The sequence below is a fragment of the Acidovorax sp. FG60 genome, from assembly GCF_057808995.1.
In genome coordinates this window covers 101,154-118,442 of sequence record NZ_JBMDJC010000014.1, presented here as the reverse complement: position 1 = coordinate 118,442, position 17,289 = coordinate 101,154, and the positions used below count along the sequence as shown (strand labels likewise).

Annotated in this window: 19 protein-coding genes; 8 read left to right on the top strand and 11 right to left on the bottom strand. The window is 63.0% G+C overall.

The window, feature by feature from the left end; all coding sequences use genetic code 11:
* Positions 1-21: 21 nt before the first annotated feature.
* A complete protein-coding gene (gene mdeB / locus ACODS0_RS19760; RefSeq protein WP_488836656.1) occupies positions 22-2,685 on the bottom strand; it encodes an alpha-ketoglutarate dehydrogenase in 2,664 nt (887 codons plus the stop codon).
* A 103-nt stretch (positions 2,686-2,788) separates the two neighbouring features.
* Here mdeB and ACODS0_RS19755 point away from each other — a divergent pair, with 103 nt between their 5' ends.
* The gene (locus ACODS0_RS19755; protein ID WP_055393562.1) at positions 2,789-3,262 is read left to right on the top strand and encodes an Lrp/AsnC family transcriptional regulator; all 474 of its coding nucleotides are present in this window, start codon (positions 2,789-2,791) and stop codon (positions 3,260-3,262) included.
* Here the strand turns inward: ACODS0_RS19755 and ACODS0_RS19750 are convergent.
* The gene (locus ACODS0_RS19750; RefSeq protein ID WP_488836654.1) at positions 3,210-4,481 is read right to left on the bottom strand and encodes a methionine gamma-lyase; all 1,272 of its coding nucleotides are present in this window, start codon (positions 4,479-4,481) and stop codon (positions 3,210-3,212) included. The genes ACODS0_RS19755 and ACODS0_RS19750 overlap by 53 nt on opposite strands.
* 127 nt (positions 4,482-4,608) lie before the next feature.
* Here ACODS0_RS19750 and ACODS0_RS19745 point away from each other — a divergent pair, with 127 nt between their 5' ends.
* The gene (locus tag ACODS0_RS19745) at positions 4,609-5,076 is read left to right on the top strand and encodes an Lrp/AsnC family transcriptional regulator (RefSeq protein WP_008903283.1); all 468 of its coding nucleotides are present in this window, start codon (positions 4,609-4,611) and stop codon (positions 5,074-5,076) included.
* 27 nt (positions 5,077-5,103) lie between these two features.
* On the opposite strand, the gene ACODS0_RS19740 is transcribed toward ACODS0_RS19745, so the two are convergent.
* From ACODS0_RS19740 to ACODS0_RS19715, 6 genes are all read right to left on the bottom strand, one after another.
* On the bottom strand, positions 5,104-6,000 hold the full coding sequence (locus tag ACODS0_RS19740) for a DUF3014 domain-containing protein (RefSeq protein ID WP_488836652.1): 897 nt from the start codon (positions 5,998-6,000) through the stop codon (positions 5,104-5,106).
* Positions 6,001-6,150: 150 nt separating this feature from the next.
* Complete coding sequence (locus tag ACODS0_RS19735; protein WP_488836650.1) at positions 6,151-6,822, bottom strand: alpha/beta hydrolase; 672 nt, start codon at positions 6,820-6,822, stop codon at positions 6,151-6,153.
* Between the two features lie 38 nt (positions 6,823-6,860).
* A complete protein-coding gene (locus ACODS0_RS19730) occupies positions 6,861-7,703 on the bottom strand; it encodes a DODA-type extradiol aromatic ring-opening family dioxygenase (RefSeq protein ID WP_488836648.1) in 843 nt (280 codons plus the stop codon).
* Positions 7,704-7,848: 145 nt separating this feature from the next.
* A complete protein-coding gene (gene arfB / locus ACODS0_RS19725; protein WP_426307230.1) occupies positions 7,849-8,265 on the bottom strand; it encodes an alternative ribosome rescue aminoacyl-tRNA hydrolase ArfB in 417 nt (138 codons plus the stop codon).
* 37 nt (positions 8,266-8,302) lie between these two features.
* Complete coding sequence (gene aroQ, locus ACODS0_RS19720; protein WP_010460374.1) at positions 8,303-8,779, bottom strand: type II 3-dehydroquinate dehydratase; 477 nt, start codon at positions 8,777-8,779, stop codon at positions 8,303-8,305.
* Between the two features lie 234 nt (positions 8,780-9,013).
* Positions 9,014-9,367 carry a hypothetical protein gene (locus tag ACODS0_RS19715; protein WP_055393575.1) on the bottom strand — a complete coding sequence of 118 codons (354 nt, stop codon included), beginning with the start codon at positions 9,365-9,367 and terminating at the stop codon, positions 9,014-9,016.
* 172 nt (positions 9,368-9,539) lie between these two features.
* Between ACODS0_RS19715 and ACODS0_RS19710 the strand changes: the two genes are divergently transcribed.
* The 5 genes from ACODS0_RS19710 to ACODS0_RS19690 all read left to right on the top strand — a co-directional run bounded on the left by ACODS0_RS19710 (position 9,540) and on the right by ACODS0_RS19690 (position 14,499).
* Positions 9,540-11,363 carry a glutamine--tRNA ligase/YqeY domain fusion protein gene (locus tag ACODS0_RS19710; protein ID WP_488836645.1) on the top strand — a complete coding sequence of 608 codons (1,824 nt, stop codon included), beginning with the start codon at positions 9,540-9,542 and terminating at the stop codon, positions 11,361-11,363.
* Between the two features lie 159 nt (positions 11,364-11,522).
* Positions 11,523-13,049 (top strand): TIR domain-containing protein, encoded by a 1,527-nt coding sequence (locus ACODS0_RS19705; protein ID WP_488836643.1) that lies wholly within the window; start codon positions 11,523-11,525, stop codon positions 13,047-13,049.
* 417 nt (positions 13,050-13,466) lie between these two features.
* Complete coding sequence (locus ACODS0_RS19700; RefSeq protein WP_008906417.1) at positions 13,467-13,757, top strand: nucleotidyltransferase family protein; 291 nt, start codon at positions 13,467-13,469, stop codon at positions 13,755-13,757.
* Entirely contained in the window at positions 13,754-14,101 is a 348-nt protein-coding gene (locus ACODS0_RS19695; protein ID WP_488836641.1) for a HepT-like ribonuclease domain-containing protein, read from the top strand. The genes ACODS0_RS19700 and ACODS0_RS19695 overlap by 4 nt, the downstream gene beginning before the upstream one ends.
* 98 nt (positions 14,102-14,199) lie before the next feature.
* A complete protein-coding gene (locus ACODS0_RS19690) occupies positions 14,200-14,499 on the top strand; it encodes a hypothetical protein (RefSeq protein WP_488836639.1) in 300 nt (99 codons plus the stop codon).
* An 86-nt stretch (positions 14,500-14,585) separates the two neighbouring features.
* Here the strand turns inward: ACODS0_RS19690 and ACODS0_RS19685 are convergent, their stop codons facing one another.
* The 3 genes from ACODS0_RS19685 to ACODS0_RS19675 all read right to left on the bottom strand — a co-directional run bounded on the left by ACODS0_RS19685 (position 14,586) and on the right by ACODS0_RS19675 (position 16,122).
* Positions 14,586-14,729: a hypothetical protein gene (locus ACODS0_RS19685; RefSeq protein ID WP_488836637.1), complete on the bottom strand. Its 144-nt coding sequence runs from the start codon at positions 14,727-14,729 to the stop codon at positions 14,586-14,588.
* Positions 14,708-15,706, bottom strand: coding sequence for a hypothetical protein (locus ACODS0_RS19680; RefSeq protein WP_488836635.1), 999 nt, complete (start codon positions 15,704-15,706; stop codon positions 14,708-14,710). The genes ACODS0_RS19685 and ACODS0_RS19680 overlap by 22 nt, the downstream gene beginning before the upstream one ends.
* Positions 15,707-15,813: 107 nt before the next feature.
* A complete protein-coding gene (locus tag ACODS0_RS19675) occupies positions 15,814-16,122 on the bottom strand; it encodes a single-stranded DNA-binding protein (RefSeq protein WP_488836685.1) in 309 nt (102 codons plus the stop codon).
* Between the two features lie 248 nt (positions 16,123-16,370).
* Between ACODS0_RS19675 and ACODS0_RS19670 the strand changes: the two genes are divergently transcribed.
* The gene (locus ACODS0_RS19670; RefSeq protein WP_488836633.1) at positions 16,371-17,252 is read left to right on the top strand and encodes a DMT family transporter; all 882 of its coding nucleotides are present in this window, start codon (positions 16,371-16,373) and stop codon (positions 17,250-17,252) included.
* Positions 17,253-17,289 lie beyond the last annotated feature (37 nt).

Below are 17,289 nucleotides of genomic sequence, written 5' to 3'. Positions count from 1 at the left end.
CCCACACGGCGCCCATGTTCGTCAGCCAGCGCCCATCGCGCGTCGTGCAGCTTGGGCCACGCTGGAAGCGTCTACGCCAAAAAATTGGCGCAGTGCAGCGCGCGTGTCGCTGCGTCCAAATCCGTCCGTGCCCAGGGTCACATACTTGCGGCCCTCGGGGACAAGCGCCCGCACCGTCTCGGGCACGGCGCGCACGTAGTCAGTGGCTGCAATCACGGGCCCGCGTGTTGGGGCCAGCTGCTGCGTCAGCCATGCGGATGCAGGCGCAGATTCGCCCGCCAGCCAACGCTGCTCGCACGCCACACCATCGCGCGCCAGCTCGCTCCAGCTGGTCACGCTGAGCACGGTCACATCCACGCCTTCTGCGGCCAGCAGTTCGGCGGCCTTGACCACCTCGGTCAGGATGGCACCAGAGCCCATCAGGGTGACGGATTTGGATGAAATCGTGCTATCGCGCTTATCTATCAAGCGCGAGTAGCTCTTAAAAACATAGCAACCACGCAACACACCTTCTGCCGCACCGGCGGGCAGGTCGGGCTGGGCGTAGTTCTCGTTCATCAGTGTCACGTAGTAGAAAACGTCGCGCTGCTCGGTCACCATCTCGCGCATGCCAGCATCGATGATCACGGCCATCTCGCCTGCGTAGGCCGGGTCGTAGGCCTTGCAGTTGGGGATGGTGGCTGCCACCAAGTGGCTCGATCCATCCTGGTGCTGCAGACCCTCGCCGCCCAGCGTGGTGCGGCCCGACGTGGCGCCCAGCAAAAAGCCGCGCGCACGCTGGTCGGCAGCGGCCCAGATGGCATCGCCCACGCGCTGGAAGCCGAACATTGAGTAGTAGATGTAAAACGGCAGCATGGCCAGGCCGTGCACGCTGTAGCTGGTGGCTGCAGCGGTCCAGCTGGCGATGGCGCCGGCTTCGCTGATGCCTTCTTCCAGAATCTGGCCGTCCAGCGCCTCGCGGTAGCTCAGCACCGAGCCGATGTCCTCGGGCGCGTAGCGTTGGCCCACGCTGCTGTAGATGCCGACCTGCTTGAACAGATTGGCCATGCCGAAGGTGCGCGCCTCGTCGGCCACGATGGGCACGATGCGCGGGCCCAGCGTGGCGTCCTTGAGCAAGGTACCCAGCATGCGCACGAAGGCCATGGTGGTGCTCATCTCCTTGCCATCGGCTTGTAGCGCGAACTGGGCGTAGCTTTCGATCGCCGGCACGGGCAGCGCCTCGCAGGCCGTCTCGCGGCGCGGCAGGTAGCCGCCCAGCGCGTCGCGGTGGCTGCGCAGGTAGCGCATCTCGGGGCTGTCTTCGGCAGGTTTGAAGAAGGCGAGGCTCGTAGCCTGCTCGTCGGACAGCGGCAGGTTGAAGCGGTTGCGGAACTCGATGAGGTCCGTCTCGTCCAGCTTCTTCTGGCTGTGGGTGGTCATCTTGCCCTGGCCGGCCGTGCCCATGCCATAGCCCTTCTTGGTGTGCGCCAGGATCACCGTGGGCTGGCCTTTGTGCGCGCTGGCAGCAGCGTAGGCAGCGTGGATCTTCACCAGGTCGTGCCCACCGCGCTTCAAGCGATCAATCTGCTCGTCCGTCATGCCCTGGGCCAGGGCCGCCAGCTCGGGGTTCTGGCCGAAGAAGTTGTCGCGGTTGAAGCGTCCATCCTTGGCGGCAAAGGTCTGCATCTGGCCGTCCACCGTGCCTTCGAGCGTTCGCACCAGGGCGCCGGTCAGATCGCGGGCGAACAGGCCGTCCCAGTCGCTGCCCCACACCAGCTTGACCACGTTCCAGCCAGCACCCGCGAACAGGCGCTCCAGCTCGTCGATGATGCGGCCGTTGCCGCGCACCGGGCCATCCAGCCGCTGCAGGTTGCAGTTGACCACCCAGACCAGGTTGTCCAGGCCCTCGCGCGCGGCCAGGGTCAGGGCACTCATGGATTCGGGCTCGTCCATCTCGCCATCGCCAAACACGCCCCACACCTTGCGTTGGCTGCAGTCGAGCAGATTGCGGTGCGTGAGGTAGCGCATGAAGCGCGCGTGGTAGATGCTGCTGATGGGGCCGATGCCCATCGAGCCCGTGGGAAACTGCCAGAAGTCTGGCATCAGCCACGGGTGTGGGTAGCTCGAAAGGCCTTGTGCGCCCGCAGCCGGAGCGGTCAGCTCCTGGCGGTAGTGCATGAGGTCTTTTTCGGACAAACGCCCTTCGAGGAATGCACGTGCATACACGCCCGGCGCGCTGTGGGGCTGGAAGAACACCAAGTCGCCCCGGTGCTGGCCTTCACCCACACCCTCACGTGCACGGAAGAAATGGTTAAAGCCGCTCTCGAACAAGTCGGCCGCGCTCGCATAACTGGCGATGTGGCCACCCAGTTCGCCATACGCCTGGTTCGCGCGCACCACCATGGCCAGCGCGTTCCAGCGCACGATGGAAGCCACGCGCTCTTCGATGGCCAAGTCGCCGGGGAACACGGGCTGGTCCTGTACCGCCACGGTGTTCACGTACGGCGTGTTCAGGTCGGGCTGCCAGCCAATCCGCTGCGCACGCGCCACCCGCACCAGCTCCTGCAGCATGTGCCGCGCCCGCTCGGGGCCTTCGGTGGCAACCAGGGCCAGAAAGGCGTCGCGCCATTCGGCGGTCTCCTGGGGGTCAGTGTCGGCCAGGGCATCCTGGGTGTGGAGCAGATGGGAAGGCAAGGGGGCATTCATAGGAGCACACTCTAGAAGGATTTGCAAAAAATGTGATGCCGAATCGCGAAAATTGGCCATCAATAGCAGCACAATATTCCACCAAAAACCAATATTGCAGCACATGAAGCTTGACACCACCGATCTGCGCATACTGGCCGAACTGCAGGCCGATGGCTCGCTCTCCAACGTGGAGCTGGCCCGGCGTGTGCATCTCTCGCCGTCTCCCTGCCTGGCACGCGTGAAGGCACTGGAGACCGAGGGTGTCATCGCCCGTTATGTAGCGCTGGCCAACGCCGCCGCACTGGGGCTGGGACTGAACGTGTTCATCAGCATCAGCCTGAAAAGCCAGAGCAAGGAAGCGCTGGCCGACTTTGAACAACGCATTGCCGAGCACGATGAGGTGATGGAGTGCTACCTGATGAGCGGCGACTCCGACTACCTCATCCGCGTGGCACTGCCCGACATTGCGGCGCTGGAGCGCTTCATCGTCGAACAGCTTTCCCCCATTCCAGGGCTGGAGAAGATCCGCTCCAGCTTCGCGCTCAAGCAGGTGCGTTACAAGACGGCGCTGCCGCTGCCGCAGTCTTCCCCGTAGTGGGCTCGGCCTTGAAATCCAGCGCCTGCACCAGGTCCAGTGCCTGGCCAATATCGGCCAGCAGGTCCTCCAGGTCCTCCAGGCCGACCGACAGGCGCACCAGCCCTTCGGCAATGCCGTGGGCGGCACGCTGCTCGGGCGTGTAGGTGGAATGCGTCATGCTGGCCGGGTGCTGGGCCAGCGTCTCGGCATCGCCCAGGCTCACGGCGCGGGTGACGAGCTGCAACGCGTCCATGAAGCGCACGCCCGCCTGCAGGCCACCACGCAGCTCAAAAGCGATCATCCCGCCCATCTGGCGCATCTGCTGCTTTGCCAGCGCGTGCTGGGCAAAGCTGGGCAGGCCGGGGTAGTGCACGGCCGCCGCAGCCGGGTGGGCGGCGATGAACTCGGCCACGTTCTGAGCGCTCTGGCAGTGGCGGTCCATGCGCAGCGCCAGCGTCTTGAGGCCGCGCATCACAAGGTGCGCGTCCTGCGCCGACATCACAGCACCCGTCATGTCTTTGAGACCATACAAGCGCACGCGCTGGGCCAGTTCTGCATCGGCAAACACGGCCGCGCCTGCGGTCAGGTCACCATGGCCACCGAGGTACTTCGTCATGGAATGCACGCTCACATCGGCACCCAGCAGCAGGGGCTGCTGCAGGTAAGGCGTGCAGTAGGTGTTGTCCACCACCACCTTGGCGCCCTGGGCGTGGGCCAGGGCCGAAACGGCGGCAATGTCCACCAGCCGCATGTTGGGGTTGGCCGGGGTTTCCAGGTAGACCACGCGGGTCTTCTGGCTCAGCGCGGCGGCCACGTGGGCCGGGTCGGTCATGTCCACATGGCGCACGCTCACGCCAAAGCGGCCCAGCCCGTGGTGCAAAAACGAGAAGGTGCAGCCATACAGCGTAAGGTCGGCCAGGATTTCATTGCCCGGCTCCAGCATGGACCACAGCGTGGCCGTGATGGCCCCCATGCCCGAGCCGAACACAACGGCGCCTGCGCCCTGCTCCAGGCTGGCCAGGCGCCCCTCCAGCAGCGCCAGCGTGGGGTTGGCGATGCGGGTGTAGAAGTAGCCGGGCTCCTCGCCTGCAAAGCAGCGCGCGCCATAGGCCACATCGGGGAAGGCAAAGGTGGCCGAGGTGTGGATGGGCGGCACCAGTGCGCCCTGGTGGTCGGCCGGGTTGTAGCCGTGGTGGATGGCGCGGGTGCTGAAGCCGGTGGCGGATGTGCGGGTCATGGTGGTCTCCTTGGAATAGGGAGATTCTTCAACCCATCAACGGGTAAGTTTTCGCCTTATTTGCCCTACATACGATCAAAGAAGGCAAAATTTGCCTCAAATTACCCAATCTGCAGGACACACTGCCATGCACCCTCATCCACTCGACCCCGTGGACCGCACGATCCTCAACGCCCTGCAACGCGATGGTCGCGCCACCGTGGGCGATCTGGCCGAAGCGGTTTCGCTGTCCACCTCCCCGTGCTGGAGGCGCGTGCGCGCGCTGGAGGATGCGGGCGTGATTGCGGGCTACCACGCCCATCTGCACCGCCAGCGTGTGGGCTGGGGCGTGCTGGGCTTTGTGCAGCTGGCGCTGCACGACCACACGGCTGACACCACATCGGCCCTGGAGCGCGAGGTCATGGCGATGCCCCAGGTGTTGTCGTGCCACAACCTTTCGGGCCGCTACGACTACCAGCTGGAGGTGGTGGCGGCCGACCTCGCATCGTTTGCCGACTATGTGCGCACCCATGTGCGCAGCCTGCCCGGCGTGCGTGAGATTTCCACGAGCTTCTCGCTCAAGGAGGTCAAGCGCACCATGGCACTGCCGCTGTAGCCAGCGCGCAGCAGCCCCTCACATCCTTTACCGCTGGGGGAGCTGCAACTCGCTGGTTGCCACGCGCTTGCGCAGATCACGGACCAGCGCTTTCGCCCGCGCCTGGTTCGCTGGCCCCATGCGCACCAGAATCTTCTGCCCGCTGGAGAGCGATTCCAGCGCCGGGTCCACAAACTCATAGCGCACCCACGGGCGCAGGTTGGGCACATCGGTGTTGACGGGCGTGAGCTTCACGCGCAGCGGGCTTTTGGGTTCGGGCGCCAGCAGCAAGTGGTCCAGCACGGCCACCAGGCGGTCGTTGAAGTAGCGCTTGGGGTAGCCCAGCTCTTCATACGCCTGCTGGAACAACGGGTACAGCCGTGCGTACAAGGCCACGGCAGGCTCCAGGGGCACGGCTTCGGCAAAGGTCAAAAAGGCGCTGTAGCGGGCGGCATTGGTGGTGGCAATCGTGGTGGGTGCATCGCCCTCGCCATCCACCATAAAGCGCTGCGGCATGGGCTGTACCGGCCACATGCGCGACGAGGCCTGGGCGCGGCCCAGGTTGTCTACCGTGGCCACCACGCGGCGGACAAAACCATCGGTCAACAAGAACGACGCGACCTTGTCGCTACCCAGCAATTCGGCCAGCAGCTCCGCCACTCGCTTGTCGGATTCAGCCAATACGGGCAAGGCGGTATCTGCCGGGGCCAGCGCATCCACAGGGTTCTGGGGACCCGATGCCTCGGGCATGGGCGGTGGGGCCACGGGCGCTTCGGGTGCGCTGGCCACGGGGGGCGGCGCACCCGGGGTCTCCACCGGGCGCAGCCAGAACCACCAGGCGGCTCCGGCGCCGACCGCACAGGCCAGCACGGCGGCAATGATCCACGGTGTGGAGGATGCGCGCGGTGGCGCGGGGCGGAACTCGGCGGTTTCGTTTTCAGGCATCGGATCTCCTTCAAGACGGGAACAACCCTTGTCCGAGCGGCTGCGGCGCAGGGCGTTCCCTACCAATCCCCCTTGGGGATCTGCTGGATTGGAAACCTGCTGGATGAGGCGCCGGTAACGCGATGTAGACCGCGCCCCGGAACCCCGCGACTAAAACGCCGTTGGCGTTGTCGACAATGACTCCAGCCACGCCACCGTGGCCGCCAGCTCAGAAGGTCGGATCTCGTGCGCGCTGGGGAACTCGTGGTACGTCACCGTCACCGGCAGCGGCGCCATGTGGTGCGCAATGGCCTGCGCGTGTGCCAGGGGGATCACGTTGTCGTGCGTGCCGTGGCTCAGCCACAGCCGTTTGCCCCGCAGCGCGTCGGCGGGCGCACTCAAAGGCACCACCTGCTGCAGCAGCCGACTGTGCCACACCAGCGCGGCCTGCATCAGCGCGGGCCGGGTCAGCAGCAGCGACAGCGCCATGATGCCGCCTTGGCTGAAGCCGCCCACCACCACGCGCTCGGGCGGAATGCCCAATTGCTCGGCGGCAGACTCGACCGCCTGGGCCACCCGGGCTCGGCTTTGCGCTTCCTGCTCTTCGTTGATGGTGCGCTCGCCACCGGGCTCGATGGAAAAATCAAACCACGCGTGCGCGCCTGGCCCCATGCGAAACGGCGCGCGCAGGCTGAGCACGTGGAACCGATCCGGGATCTGCGGCGCCAGGCTGAACAGGTCCTGCTCGTTGCTGCCCACGCCGTGCATCAGCACCAGCAGCCAGGGGCGGGGGGTGGTGGAAGCAGCGGGGCGCTGCAAAAATGTGAGCGGTAGATTGAGCATAGACAAGCGCCAGCGGCATTTTTAGCTAAAAAACTTACTTAACCCGCCCGTCCTGCGACAGGCTCCAGGGCAAAAGCATCCATCGACAGCATGCTGTACATCACCTCGCGGCTCAAGTAGTTTGCGTGCAGATCGTCGCCCGCCGCGCCCAGCGCGAAGAAGATGGGCAAGAAATGGTCTTCGGTCGGGTGGGCGCGGCTGGCATGGGGGGCCTGGGTACGGTAGTTGAGCAGCGCGGCCATGTCGCCACGGGCCAGCGCATCCTCGATCCAGCGGCTGAATTCCAGCACGTAGGGCGCGGGCGCACGCTCGCCGCCAAAGAATTCGGCCAGGTTGTGCGTCATGCTGCCGGACCCCACCACCAGCACGCCCTGGCTGCGTAGGCTGCGTAGCGCGGCACCCAGTGCATACACATCGGCCGGGCCAGCGCCCACGGGCAGAGCCACCTGCACCACGGGCACATCGGCCTGCGGGAACAAATGCATCAGCGGCACCCAGGCGCCATGGTCAAAGGGGCGCGCGGCATCGCCCTTTGCGGCCACACCGGCGGCCTGCAGCAAGCCCAGCACCTCTTGCGCCAGCGCAGGCGAGCCTGAGGCGGGATATTGCAGCTGGTACAGCGCGGGCGGGAAACCGCCAAAGTCGTGCCACGTGGCAGGCTGCGGGCCGGTCATGACCTGGGCAGAACGCGCCATCCAGTGCGGCGACATGATGACCACGCCCCGCAGGCCAGGGTACTGCGCCTTGAGGTTTTCACCCCACTGCGTGAGCGCGGGGCCGGTGGTGCCAGCATCGATGGCAAACAGCGGCGCGCCGTGCGATACGAACAAGGAGGGAACCACAGCGGGAGCAGTGAGAGGGGCTTGGGCAAAGGCAGTCATGGCAATTCCATCCGTGAATGCAATGAATGTAGGACTGATAGCACCTGATACCAAGCCCTGCGGGCCGGACAGATTGTTCTACAGGTGATGCCAATGCGCCATCGACGATGGCCGTGGAGATACCCACCACACAGGGAGCCGCGGTTCAAGACCCGTCGCGCACACGGCCCCGCAGTGCCTTGGTCTCGCTGCGCTGGGTCTTGCCCTCCAGCCGCCGCTGTTTCGACCCGTAGGTGGGTTTGGTGGCGCGGCGCACCCGGGGCGGCACGGCCACAGTGTTGACCAGCGCGTTCAGCCGCGCGAGCGCATCGGTGCGGTTTTGCTCCTGGCTGCGGTACTGCTGGGCCTTGATGACCACCACACCCTCTTGCGTGATGCGCGTGTCGCGCAGGGCCAGCAGGCGCTCTTTCACGTCCTCGGGCAAGGACGATGCCGCCACGTCAAAGCGCAGGTGGACGGCGCTTGATACCTTGTTGACGTTCTGCCCGCCCGCGCCCTGGGCGCGCATGGCGGTGATCTCCACCTCGTCCTCAGACACCTGCAGGGGCAATGGCGGGGCCATATATCTACGGATCTATGGGTCCCCTTACCGCCTGGCGTCAGGCCGCAGGCTGCTGGGCCAGCAACTGGGCCAGGCCGTCAATCGCCAAGCCATAGCCCAGCACGCCAAAACCACACATCACAGCCTTAGCGGCTGCCGCCATGTACGAATGGTGGCGGAACGCCTCGCGCGCATGCACATTGCTGATGTGCAGCTCAATCAGCGTGATGCCCGTGCCTTTGGTGGCATCGTGCAATGCAATGCTGGTGTGGGTGTAGGCCCCGGCGTTGATCACCACGCCTGCCAGCTCGCCCGCTGCGTGCAGGCGGCCCGCCTCGTGAATCCAGTCCACCAAAGCGCCTTCGTGGTTGCTTTGGTGAAAGCGCAGTGCAAAACCATGGCGCTCGCACGCGTCGGCGCACAGCTTTTCGACATCGGCCAGCGTGGCCGCGCCATACACAGCGGGCTCGCGCGTACCCAGCAGGTTCAGGTTGGGGCCATTCAGGACAAAAACGGTTTTTTTCTTCACAGACATGCGGCACTCCGGGGGCGTTGCGCCTGCCACGCTGGCAGGCCAGAGTGCGCGATTATGCGGCGCCCCGCGCGCACCGTGCGCGCGCCAAAATTCCCGCGTCAAAAGAAAAGCGGCCCCGAAGGGCCGCTGTAAAAGGCAGCCTGTGCAAAGACGCTGCCTGTGAGCGACTGGCGCCCAAGAGGTTGGTTACACAACGCGGCAACCCGGTCAGGCTGCCAGCGGATCAGACCAGGATCAACGATCCCAGCGGCCGTGGCCATACCCATGGCCATATCCGTGGTGGCGGTGGTGCCGATGGTGGCGGTAGCCGCGATCACCGTAGTACACGACCGGGGGCGGTGCGTAATACGCTGGGGGAGGCGCGTAGTACACGGGCCGAGGGGGTGCGTAGTAAACGGGCGGGGGCGGCGCCACATACACCGGGGCGGGGGCGTAGTAGCCATTGCTGGCCCCCACCACCACGCCAGGCACGCCAATGCCAACCGACCAATTTACGTCGCGGGCCTGGGCTGCGCCCGTGCCGGCCAGCAATGCCAGCGCCACGCCAGCCGAAGCGGCCATGGCATAGATAGAACGGGTTTTCGTCATGGAAATCTCCTGTTTGAGCGAGGGCAGCCAGCCAAATGGACTCACCTCACCGGTACATAACGCACCAAGTAGGCAAAAGGATGGCACAAAATCGTCTTTACGTTGTGTCTGGACGTATACGCGCCTGTTTCTATGCGTAAACCATCACGAAACCGGCGCCTAAAATGGCTGTATGAGCACCCCCTCCCCCGCCAATACCGCCGCCACTGCCACTTCTGCGGCCCCTGAAACCGTCAAGCCCAGCAACTTTTTGCGCCAGATCATCGAGCATGACCTGGAAAAAGGCACCTACACCACCCGCCGCTGGGCGGGCACCCCCGGCGACGCCGCCCACCACGCCCAGGGCGAGCCCGATCCCGCCAAGATCCGCACCCGCTTCCCGCCCGAGCCCAACGGCTACCTGCACGTGGGCCATGCCAAGAGCATCTGCATCAACTTTGGCCTGGCGCGCGACTACGGCGGCATCTGCCACCTGCGCTTTGACGACACCAACCCCGAAAAAGAAGACACCGAATACGTCAACAGCATCATCGACGCGGTGAAATGGCTGGGCTTTGACTGGAACGGCGCACCCGACGCCGCTCCCTACCAGGCCAGCGACTACTTCGACTTCATGTACCGCGCCGCCGAATACCTGATCGAAGCCGGCCACGCCTACGTGGACGAACAGACGGTGGAGCAGATCCGCATCAACCGGGGCGACTTCAGCAAGCCCGGCGTGGACAGCCCCTTCCGCAGCCGCACCCCGGCCGAAAACCTGGCCAAGTTCCGCGAAATGCGCGACGGCCAGCATGAAGATGGATCGATGGTGCTGCGCGCCAAGATCGACATGGCCAGCCCCAACATCAACATGCGCGACCCGGCCATCTACCGCATCCGCCGCGCCACCCACCACAACACGGGTGACACCTGGTGCATCTACCCCATGTACACCTACGCGCACCCCATCGAGGACGCGCTGGAGCAGATCACCCACAGCCTGTGCACGCTGGAGTTTGAAGACCAGCGCCCCTTCTACGACTGGCTGCTGGAGCGCCTGACCGAAGGCGGCCTGCTGGCCAGCCCGCCCCCCCGTCAGTACGAATTTGCGCGCCTGAACCTCACTTACGTCATCACCAGCAAGCGCAAGCTCGCCCAGCTGGTGTACGACCACAAGGTCAGTGGCTGGGACGACCCCCGCATGCCCACCATCGTGGGCCTGCGCCGCCGCGGCTACACGCCCGCCTCCATCCAGACCTTTGCCGAACGCATCGGCGTGACCAAGTCCGACAGCTGGATCGACTACAGCACCCTGGAAGGCTGCCTGCGCGAAGACCTGGAGCTGAAAGCCCACCGTGGCATGGCCGTGCTCAATCCCGTCAAGCTGGTGCTGACCAACTGGGACGACGTGATGGGCGCAGGCCACCTGGAGCCCTGCAGCCTGCCCGCCCTGCCCCACCCACCCGAGGGCGTGGAAAGCCCCGTGCGCCACTTCACCATCGGCAAGGAAGTCTGGATCGAACGTGAAGACTTTGAAGAAGTGCCGCCCAAGGGCTACAAGCGACTCTTCCCCGGCAACAAGGTGCGCCTGAAGGGCGGCTACGTCATCGAATGCACCGGCTGCACCAAGGATGCTGACGGAGTCATCACCGAAGTGCTGGCCACCGTGGTGCCCGACACCAAGAGCGGCACCCCCGGCGCCGACAGCGTGAAGGTGAAAGCCGCCATCACCTGGGTGGGCGTGGCCGACGGCGTGAATGCCGAAGTGCGCATGTACGACCGCCTGTTCCTAGACGCCCACCCCGACGCGGGCGGCAAGGACTTCATTGAAAGCCTGAACCCGAATAGCCTGAAGGTGGTGACGGCCATCGTGGAGCCATCATTGGCCAATGCGAAGCCGGACGACAAGTTCCAGTTTGAGCGGCATGGGTACTTTGTGGCGGACCGTATCGACCACAAGGCAGGGAAGCCGGTGTTTAACTTGGCGGTGGGGTTGAAGGATTCTTGGGGGAAATAATTTCCCTAAAGACAAAAAAGCCAGCAAACTTATAGATTGCTGGCTTTTTTACAAAATCCAGAACAATTACTAATTCCAAGAGATTTTAAATAAATAACAAACACATCCCCACGCCTCCCAATCGATAACAATTTTACTCATAACAAATAGGAGAGTTAGATGCCTCGCATAGATGAAGTCTTCAAAAAATCCGGCGTTCCCACTCACACTTTTGTTGAGCCCGAAGAATACGACAGAGTCCGCGTGGCCATCCAAACCCCAGGCAGAGGAGTAATTATTGAAGGCCCTTCCGGCATTGGGAAAACCTCATGCATAAAAAAGGCTCTTGATGAGACAGGCCTTGCAGATTCGTGCCTCTTTTTATCAGGACGAAAACAAGGAGATATTCCACTCATCAACGAACTACCAACGATGGCCGCGATTGGCATTGTCATTATTGATGACTTTCACCGGCTACCCGCGTCTTCCAAGCAAAAAATCACTGATTTTGCAAAAACGTTGGCTGACGATGAAGATACCATGAGCAAAATTGTTCTTATTGGCATCAATCGCGCCGGCCAAACGTTAGTTGAGTATGCACCTGATCTACTTCATCGAGTTGAGACAATTCGCGTGGGAAGAACCAGTATTGAAAGAATAAAGCAACTTATTGAATTAGGAGAGCGCGCGCTTAATTGCAAAATTTCCATATCGGATGAAATTTCCGAGGAAGCGGAGGGTAGCTTTGCAATGGCGCAAGTTTTATGTCATGAAGCGTGCTTACAAGGAAAACTACTATACACCCGCACCGACCCGGAACCAGAAAAAATAGTAGTAAGCCTTCCCGCGATACGAGAGGCTGTGCTTGCCGACTTGGGCCCTAGGTTCTTTCCCATTGCACGAGAATTTTCCACTGGAAATAAATTGCGAAGAGAAGGGCGTGCGCCCTACCTCCATCTTCTTCTTTGGCTATCAAAAACTCAGGAAGGAGCACTTGATACCAAAGAAGCCATGGCTGCGAACCCGGAACTAAAGGGCAGCGTTTCTCAAGTTATTGAAAAGGGACATTTAAACAGCCTCATTGCGAATTCAACCGCAATTTCCGAACTAATTCATTTTGAGGCAAAAACGGACCTACTGACGACTGAAGATCCAAAATTTTTGTATTTTATTCGACATTTAATTTGGTCCAAGTTCGCTCGACAAGTCGGATATTTCAGCATCGACTTTAAAAGCCGATATGATTTCGCGCTATCTTTTGCGGGAGAAAATAGAGATTTTGCAGAGGCGCTGGCTCAAGAACTTGCCAGCCGTGAGGTAAGCGTTTTCTACGACAAAAATGAGCAACACAGAATTCTCGCTAACGACGTTGAGGAATATCTAGCACCAATATATCGAAGCGAATCCAAGTTCGTTATCGCTTTGCTTAGCAAGCAGTATCCCAGAAAAATCTGGACTAAGTTTGAGTCCGAGCAGTTCAAGCAAAGATTCGGGGAATTTGCAGTAATACCAATTTGGTACACCGACACCTCACCTGGCCTATTCGACGAGAGCAGGCGGGTTGGCGGTTTATCTTTTGACCCAGAACAACCTGTTTCTGTTCAGCTACCTGATATCGTTGCATCGCTGTGCAAGAAGCTAGAAGAGGTACGTCAGGGGGAGGCAAAGGACTCAGAGCAACAAATGCTATTTCCGGTGTCTGGTTGAATGCGCTCAATTTAAAAGCTAAAGCACCAGCCACTGGGTCTCAACTAACAGGTTCCCGTCTTGCCTTTTGCCAAGTTCACGCCGAATGGGGTCGACACGGACGAGGCGCGCGACCCTTGCGTGACCACTAACGACGGCTGCAGCCTCGGAAGCATTTTTTCTGCAGAAGATTCACTGCACTTTTAGTAGCTGCTTTCGAGCAATGGGGTCAGGTCTTGTCTTTTGCCCATTTCACTTCGGACTTGGTGGAGCAGGACGCAGTGCGCGCTCCTTGCGTGACAGCGAACAACGGCAGCGGGCACGAAACCATTTTTCTACAGGAGCCTAGCTATATTTTTAGTAGCTTCCAGCGTAGGCTTCACAAGCACTATCGGCCAATTTGGCTAAAAAACCCGCTGCGCCGCTAAACTCCAAAACATGCGCCCCTCCGAAGCCCTTTCCCTCCACCGCTCGCAAATCCGCGAGATTGCCCTTCGCCACCGCGTGAGCAGCGTACGGGTGTTTGGCTCGGCGCTGCATGGGGACGACACAGCCGACAGCGACCTCGACCTGTTGGTGGAGCCCACCGCGCAAACCACACTGATGGACATTGGTGCGATTCGGTTTGAACTGAAGCAATTGCTGGGTATGGAGGTGGATGTGCTCACCCCCAACAGCCTGCCCGCCAGCTTTCGGGACCAGGTACTGCGCGAGGCGATCACCGTATGAGCCGGGCGCACCCGCTGCGGGTGGCGGACTATTTGCAGCACATCCTGGAGGCTATCGGCAACATTCAGGAGTACACGGCTGGTATGGACCTGGCTGCGTTCTTGGCAGACCGCAAGACCTGCGACGCCGTGATTCGCAACCTGGAAGTGATTGGCGAGGCCTGCAACAACGTGGCCAAGAACCACCCTGACTTTGCGCAAAAACACGCCCATGTGCCGTGGGGCTTTGCTTATGAAATGCGCAATGCACTGGCCCACGGCTATTTCACAGTAGACCTCGGCATCGTCTGGCAAACCGTGCAGAACGACCTGCCAGCGCTCAGGGCGCAAGTAGCAGCACTCTAGCTCTAGGCTGCTTCAATTTTGATAGCTTCTTGCGCTTATCCATCAAGCGCAAAAGGCCATTTTCATCCAAAGAACTGCGGCACAGCTAAAGCCCCTCGATGACGCCTCCGTTAACCCCCACCTTCGCCCAAATACCACCCGGCCCGCTGGCGGGCCCCTTGCAGTTGCTGCCCATCAACGCCGCCGCAGTGGCAGTCCACACCGCCGATGGCGCGCATGTGGGCTCGCTCAAGCTGGTTGGCGGGGTCTGGAAGTTCAAGGCCATGGGCTACGACGCCGCAGGCCGCATGGAGCCGGGCCACGGCCCGCTGACGGAGCAGCACAACATGCAGTTCGCCACGCTGGATGCGGCCGAGGTGAGTGCGCGGTTGCTGGGCGCTTTGGGAAGCAATCCATAAATCCCACTCGCGCACCAAACCCTTTTTGCTTCTAATTTTATAGCAAAAAAGGCAATACCATCAGGCGGAAACAGCTCATTTCGCCTCTATTTCCGCTCCACCAACGCCCGCAACGGCTGCCCGCCTGTGGACAGCTGAAACACCAGCCCCATGGCCTGCACCTGCCAGCCTTGTTTGGCCACGGTGGGGCTGAGCTGGAAGCCCGCCATCACGCAATTGGTCGTGCGCACCTCGCCTGATTCGGGGGGCTGCCCAGCATCTGGGTGTAGGTCTGCGGCGGTTGCTGCGGCTGGGCTTGCTGCGGCGGCGCCGCCTGCCCCTCTTTCACCAGCACCAGGTACGCCCTTTCGCGCGCGATGGGGGCGGCGGGGTCGGCGCCGTCGGGGCGCAGGGTGAGGGGGAAGTCGGGCACGGGGGTGGCCGGGTCAAACGCCAGCTGGGGCGTGAATTCGGCCTTTGTGAGTGCGCCGTTGCTCTGGGCCCAGTGCAGGCGCAGGTAGGGTGGGGGTTCCTGGGCGGACCACATCAGGTGCACGTCATTGCCGTGGGTGCAGTAGCTGGGGTGGGCCACGGGGTGGGGGTGCGTGGGCCATTGGCCGCCGCCGTGGCGCTGCTCCACGCGCAGCAGGCGGTTGTCGGGGGTGCCCAGCAGTGACTGGGTGTAGATGAGCCCCAAGCCGGGCAGGTGGTAGCGCTGCACGGGCTGCACGGTGTGGGCCAGCGGGGGGTTGGTGGCGGGCAGCTCGCGGCGCTGGGCCACGTCGCGTGCGGCGGTTTGTAGGGCACTTTGCGCCAGCAGGCTGGCATAGACGGGCACGGCGGCGATGGCCAGGCCAGTGAGGCCCAGCACCAGGCTTTCAGCGCGCGAGAGTGCGGGCCGCACCCAGCGCCCGGCCAGCACATGGCCGCCAAACCACACCACGGGGCCCAGGGTGTAGAGCGACAGCACAAACACGCCCAGCGCGGCGGGCCCGCCCACGGCGCGTGCGGGCAGCAGCACGGCCGCGGCCGCCAACAGTGCGGCCAGCACCGACACCAGGCGCACCGCCAGCCAGCTGCCCACGCGGCGGCTGGGCTTGAAGTAGCGGCTCTCCAGCCACAGCAGTGCCACCACCACCGCCAGCAACCCGGCAGCCATGCGCCACCAGGCCTGCTGCTCGGCGGCAGGCATGCGGGCGAAGGTGTCCAGCATCTGGGGCCAGTCCATGGGCTTCTCCTTTCAACGCGGGCGGTGCGTGGGCGTGCAGGATGCAGTTGGGCAGTGTGCTACCAGCGCGTCACCCTGCGTACAGCACCTCGTTGCGACAGCGGTGCCTACCGTTCGCTCTGCGAGGCCATCGCCAACACCCTGCTGGCCACCATGTCCAGCACAGGCTTGGTGTTGCCCTGCTTGTCTGTCCATACCTTGGGGGTCAGCGCCCCCACCAACGACACGGCGTCGCCGTCTTGCAAGGCCCGCAACGCAGCGCAGGCCTCTGGAACAAAGGCGATCACGTTGACGAGCACGGGCTCACCATCGCCGCCCGCAGCCCGCACCTTGGCCACCGCAAATTGCGTGGCGTTCTTGCCGTCACGCATCTCCGCCTCGCCCACCAACCTACCCGCTACCAGGCCATCAATCACATCATTTCCTTGGTTTGTCATGCCGACACAGCCCCTGAGCCTAATGGATGGGGGGCTTGAAAGACACGCCGATGCACAGTTGCCTGGCATTCCCGTGATCCGCATGGCGCGTGCGCTGAAGTGCCAGTGTTGGGGCGGACATCGATCAGCGATGGCGGACAGCTATCATATTAGTAGCGTATTGCGCTTACCCCGCAATCCCTGCAGCCCGATTTTTATCCTTCCGGCTCAGGCGTACACTGGCCCGCATGGGCTCCCTCGTCAATGTCGCGCTGGTGGCGCTGGCCATGCTGGCATTTGCGGGCAACTCGCTGCTGTGCCGCCTTGCGCTCAAGGGCGGGGCCATCGACGCGGCCAGTTTCACCAGCATCCGGCTGGTGTCCGGCGCCATCACGCTCGCGGCCCTGGTGTGGCTGCAAAGCGGGCGCGGTGCACAGCCTGGGCGCCCACTGAGGCTTGCCGCACTGCCGGGCGATGGCTGGTCTGCACTGGCGCTGTTCATCTACGCCGCCGGGTTTTCGTTTGCCTACCTGAGCATGACGGCTGCCACCGGCGCGCTGCTGCTGTTCGGCGCGGTGCAGGCCACCATGATTGCCTGGGGGCTGCACCAAGGCGAACGCTTGCGCCCCTTGCAGCTGGGCGGCTTTGTGCTGGCGGTGGCGGGGCTCACGGCGCTGACGCTGCCGGGCCTGGCCACGCCGGGCTGGACGGGGTCGCTGGCCATGCTGGGCGCCGGTGTGGCGTGGGGCGCCTATTCATTGCGAGGGCGGCGCAAGCAGGGCCCCGCCAACGCCGACCCCACCGCGGTGACGGCAGGCAACTTTGTGCGCACCGTGCCCATGGCGCTTGCCGTCAGTGTCGTGCTGCTGCCGCAGATTGATGTGAGCAGCAGCGGAGTGCTCTATGCGGTGGCATCGGGGGCAGTGACCTCCGGGCTCGGCTACGCCGTGTGGTACAGGGTGCTGCCCACGCTGCAGGCCACGCACGCGGCCACGGTGCAGCTCAGTGTGCCGGTGATTGCGGCAATTGGCGGCCTGGCGCTGCTGGGTGAGCCCGCCACGTGGTCAATGGCGCTATCGGCCTGCGCCATCATGGGCGGCATTGCGCTGGTGATCTGGAACAAGCGCTGATCGCAGCCAGCCCGGGGCAGTGCGACTGCAGGCACAC

What these genes read in the sequence shown, in the direction of transcription:
- ACODS0_RS19705 (WP_488836643.1), top strand. Translation starts at nt 11,523, where the DNA reads ATGCCTCGCATAGATGAAGTCTTCAAAAAATCCGGCGTTCCCACTCAC.
- ACODS0_RS19690 (WP_488836639.1), top strand. Translation starts at nt 14,200, where the DNA reads ATGACGCCTCCGTTAACCCCCACCTTCGCCCAAATACCACCCGGCCCG.
- ACODS0_RS19680 (WP_488836635.1), bottom strand. Translation starts at nt 15,706, where the DNA reads ATGGACTGGCCCCAGATGCTGGACACCTTCGCCCGCATGCCTGCCGCC.
- ACODS0_RS19755 (WP_055393562.1), top strand. Translation starts at nt 2,789, where the DNA reads ATGAAGCTTGACACCACCGATCTGCGCATACTGGCCGAACTGCAGGCC.
- ACODS0_RS19710 (WP_488836645.1), top strand. Translation starts at nt 9,540, where the DNA reads ATGAGCACCCCCTCCCCCGCCAATACCGCCGCCACTGCCACTTCTGCG.
- ACODS0_RS19700 (WP_008906417.1), top strand. Translation starts at nt 13,467, where the DNA reads ATGCGCCCCTCCGAAGCCCTTTCCCTCCACCGCTCGCAAATCCGCGAG.
- ACODS0_RS19730 (WP_488836648.1), bottom strand. Translation starts at nt 7,703, where the DNA reads ATGACTGCCTTTGCCCAAGCCCCTCTCACTGCTCCCGCTGTGGTTCCC.
- ACODS0_RS19740 (WP_488836652.1), bottom strand. Translation starts at nt 6,000, where the DNA reads ATGCCTGAAAACGAAACCGCCGAGTTCCGCCCCGCGCCACCGCGCGCA.
- ACODS0_RS19695 (WP_488836641.1), top strand. Translation starts at nt 13,754, where the DNA reads ATGAGCCGGGCGCACCCGCTGCGGGTGGCGGACTATTTGCAGCACATC.
- aroQ (WP_010460374.1), bottom strand. Translation starts at nt 8,779, where the DNA reads ATGTCTGTGAAGAAAAAAACCGTTTTTGTCCTGAATGGCCCCAACCTG.
- ACODS0_RS19715 (WP_055393575.1), bottom strand. Translation starts at nt 9,367, where the DNA reads ATGACGAAAACCCGTTCTATCTATGCCATGGCCGCTTCGGCTGGCGTG.
- ACODS0_RS19745 (WP_008903283.1), top strand. Translation starts at nt 4,609, where the DNA reads ATGCACCCTCATCCACTCGACCCCGTGGACCGCACGATCCTCAACGCC.
- mdeB (WP_488836656.1), bottom strand. Translation starts at nt 2,685, where the DNA reads ATGAATGCCCCCTTGCCTTCCCATCTGCTCCACACCCAGGATGCCCTG.
- ACODS0_RS19735 (WP_488836650.1), bottom strand. Translation starts at nt 6,822, where the DNA reads ATGCTCAATCTACCGCTCACATTTTTGCAGCGCCCCGCTGCTTCCACC.
- ACODS0_RS19750 (WP_488836654.1), bottom strand. Translation starts at nt 4,481, where the DNA reads ATGACCCGCACATCCGCCACCGGCTTCAGCACCCGCGCCATCCACCAC.
- ACODS0_RS19670 (WP_488836633.1), top strand. Translation starts at nt 16,371, where the DNA reads ATGGGCTCCCTCGTCAATGTCGCGCTGGTGGCGCTGGCCATGCTGGCA.
- arfB (WP_426307230.1), bottom strand. Translation starts at nt 8,265, where the DNA reads ATGGCCCCGCCATTGCCCCTGCAGGTGTCTGAGGACGAGGTGGAGATC.